This window comes from Rhizobium sp. 10N427, assembly GCF_056394605.1.
Genome location: NZ_JBFTID010000033.1, coordinates 1 through 3,278, shown reverse-complemented (window position 1 = coordinate 3,278; position 3,278 = coordinate 1). Strand labels below are relative to the sequence as shown.

At 64.9% G+C, this 3,278-nt stretch carries 4 protein-coding genes; 1 reads left to right on the top strand and 3 read right to left on the bottom strand.

The window, feature by feature from the left end; genetic code table 11:
• The first annotated feature begins 270 nt into the window (after positions 1 to 270).
• The gene (locus tag AC1DIJ_RS30825) at positions 271 to 1,488 is read left to right on the top strand and encodes an MFS transporter (protein WP_112390955.1); all 1,218 of its coding nucleotides are present in this window, start codon (positions 271 to 273) and stop codon (positions 1,486 to 1,488) included.
• Here AC1DIJ_RS30825 and AC1DIJ_RS30820 read toward each other — a convergent pair.
• From AC1DIJ_RS30820 to AC1DIJ_RS30810, 3 genes are all read right to left on the bottom strand, one after another.
• Positions 1,448 to 1,864 (bottom strand): DUF3168 domain-containing protein, encoded by a 417-nt coding sequence (locus AC1DIJ_RS30820; protein ID WP_112390956.1) that lies wholly within the window; start codon positions 1,862 to 1,864, stop codon positions 1,448 to 1,450. The two genes, AC1DIJ_RS30825 and AC1DIJ_RS30820, sit on opposite strands and share 41 nt — an antisense overlap.
• An 87-nt stretch (positions 1,865 to 1,951) precedes the next feature.
• Positions 1,952 to 2,287 (bottom strand): phage head closure protein, encoded by a 336-nt coding sequence (locus tag AC1DIJ_RS30815; RefSeq protein ID WP_112390957.1) that lies wholly within the window; start codon positions 2,285 to 2,287, stop codon positions 1,952 to 1,954.
• On the bottom strand, positions 2,287 to 2,856 hold the full coding sequence (locus tag AC1DIJ_RS30810; RefSeq protein WP_477831756.1) for a head-tail connector protein: 570 nt from the start codon (positions 2,854 to 2,856) through the stop codon (positions 2,287 to 2,289). Before AC1DIJ_RS30810 ends, AC1DIJ_RS30815 begins: the two co-directional genes overlap by 1 nt.
• Positions 2,857 to 3,278 lie beyond the last annotated feature (422 nt).

Genomic DNA, 3,278 nt, shown 5'->3' with positions numbered 1-3,278 from the left:
GGCGACTGTTCGGGTTCAATGGAACGGCGGACGGAGACCCAGGCTCTCCCACGGGCTTGGTGTCCCAAAGGTGCGTCGGTCTTCCATCCGCCACCGCGATCGGCATTACAGCCTCGATAGCGGATAAAGGGAAGTTACAAAGGTGCCCGTAGGGCGGATGAGGGGGCCACAATCGAAACGCTCTCGATCGTCAGACTCCAACCTTCCCTCACCCCCACCAAACCTGCTAAACCCCACCGCTATTTCCAGCCCCAAAACCTTTCAGCACCAATGCCAACATTCCCCCTCCGCTCGGCGCAGACGATCGCCGTCCTCGCGATCACCCAGCTCATCGGCTGGGGCACCACATTCGACATGCTCGGCGTCATGGGCCGCGTCATCGCGCCCGAGCTCAGCCTGCCGAACGAGATCATCTTTGCCGGCATCACCATCATGATGGTGGTCACCGCCTTCGCCAGCCCAGGTACCGGCCGCCTGCTGGCGCGCCATGGCGCCGCCAAAGTACTCGCCGCCTCGTCCGTGATCTTCGCCACCGGCCTCGTCATGCTCTCGGCTGCGCACGACATCATCCTCTATGCGCTCGCCTGGATCGTCATCGGCCTCGGCGGCGCGCTCGGCCTGTCGGCACCCGCCTATACCGCCGTCGTCGAGCGCGAGGGGATGAACGGCAAGCGCGTCATCGCCATCCTCATGCTGTTCACCGGCCTGTCGGCGACCATTTTCTGGCCGTTGCTGACGTGGCTCAACGACGCCTTCGGCTGGCGCGCCGCCTTCCGGATTTCGGCCGCCCTCCACCTCTTCATCTGCCTGCCGCTGCATCTTTTCGCACTGCCCAAACCGGTCGCCACGCATACGCAGGGTACCGCTGCCGAAACGCCGCCGATCGCGCTGTCGAGCAAGCAGCGCCGCACCGCCTTCCTGCTGCTGGCAGCCTCCACCACGCTCTGCACCTTCGTCAGTTTCGGCGTGGCGCCGTCGCTGATCGAAATCTTCCGCCAGTCCGGCGCCTCGCCCGCCTTTGCGCTGCAGCTCGGCTCGGCCCGCGGCGTCATCGGTATTTCGGCCCGCGGGCTCGACATGCTGCTCGGCAAGCGCGGCAATCCGATCCTGACTTCGATCGTCGGCATCAGCCTGATGCTCGCAAGCTTCGCGATGCTGCTCACGTTCAGCGGCTCGACCCCTGTTCTCGTCACCTTCATCCTGATGTACGGCTTCGGCTCCGGCATCCTCGCCGTCGCCCGCGCGCTGCTGCCGCTGTCCTTCTTCTCGGCCAAAGAATACGGGTTACAGGCGGCCCGTCTGTCGATGCCGCAAAACCTCGCCAATGCCGCAGCGCCCGTCATCTTCACCGCCACGCTCGACCGCGCCGGCACCGGCCTGACGCTCATCATCTGCGCCGTGCTCGCGGCCATCGCGCTCGCCCTGGTCTTGATGCTCGCCGCTATGGTCAGGCAGGCGGCGCGTCAACCGGTTCCGTCACTGCCCTGAAGCGCATCTCGGCCATGTGCATGCGCGTCTTCGCCTCGCGCCGCGACCGCGTCAAAAGGTGCTGCAGCCCGACAAGGTGATGCCCCTGCAGCGTCAGGGCCTCATCGTCAAGCAACCTCAAAACCATCGCCACGATCTCACCCGCCGCCTTGCGGCCGCCCTCCTCGCAGCAGATGTCGAGCGAGAACCGATGCTCATCACCCGCCTCGCCCTCGAGAATGCTGCCGCTCGTCATCTCGCCGATCACGATGCAGGGCAGCCTCTTGCCGCTCACCAGCCTGTCGCGGATACCATCCGCCCCAATCAACCCGCGAAGCCCGGCATCGCCGGTCAACCGCGCATGGATCGCCGTCAGCAGTTCATTTGCCGCGCTCATCGCCAGTCTCCTTCGGCCGCTTGCCGCCATCCCGCGCCAGTTTCGCCAGAAAGACCGCGAGATCGGTGATCGTCTGCACCATAGCCGTCATCGCCCGTCCTCCTCGCAGAGGCATACGAGATAGCGCCCGCCCTCATCGGGATCACGCAGACTCCGGATCGCGAAGATGCGCTCGCCCTTGCGCAGCCGCATGCCAGCAGCAAGACCGGTGCGAAACCTGAGCCAGATCCTGTGCGTCACCGTCACGATCTCCGCACCCGCCCGCTCCTCGCGGCTCTCGCCCAGCGGCTCGATGCAAGCCCAGACCGGGCCGACAGGTTCGAAGGAAACCGCCGCCCCGCCCTGCCCGTCCGCCGTCTCGACCTGCCGCTCCAGCTCCAGCCGCGCCGTCATCTGCCCGGGATCGAACATCACCGCCCGCATCAGAGCCGCCTCATCAGGAAGGGCGTGATCAGCCGGTCGTATCCATCGGGAATATCCGCCGGCTGATCGGCCACCGCGATAGCGCCGCGGAACGCGAACATCTGCGCCACATGCATCAGCATCGCCCGCTTCAGGGTATCCGGCACATCCGCCGCCGTTGCGCCGAAGCCCGCCGAAAAATCGATCTCGATGCCATTGATCGCCCGCCCGGCCACCGCAGTGCGCCCGAGGATCAGCCGCGCCGGCCGCGTGCTGCGATCCAGCACATGCCCATCCAGCGGCAGCGAGACTTCCTCGCCACCGGCATCATAAAGCGTCACGCTTTCAATCGCTTGCACCGGCCCCCTGGCAATCTGAATCACCCCGTCTTCAGGAACTGAATCAAGATAAAGCCGCCAGGCCTGCTCCATCAGGCAAAGCCCCGTCACCCGCTCCAGATGCTCACGGGAAACGCGGATCAGCGGCATCAGCAACGCATCCTCGTCCGCCCCATCCAGCCGCAAATGCGCCTTCACCTCGCCAAGCGCCAGCGCCTCCGCCAGTGGCGGAGTGATCAATGCATAGGTCATCGGAAATTCCTTTTGAAAGACGCAGAAGAGATGGGACGCCCGACCCCAATCTCCCTCATCCCTGTGCCCGTCACAGGGATCCAGCGCGCCCAAGTCCTTGGGCGCAGGAGACTCTTCATAGTGTCGCAAGTCATTCACCGCGCAGACGCGCGGTGGCCTGGTTCCCTGTGACATCCCGTGGGCTCAGCCCTAAGGGCACAGCAATGAGGGAGTGGGGATAACCAGAATCCTAGTTGGCTTTGAAGCCCGGAGCCCCCTCATCCGACCCTTCGGGCCACCTTTGTAACTTCCCTTTATCCGCTATCGAGGCTGTAATGCCGATCGCGGTGGCGGATGGAAGACCGACGCACCTTTGGGACACCAAGCCCGTGGGAGAGCCTGGGTCTCCGTCCGCCGTTCCATTGAACCCGAACAGTCGCCAG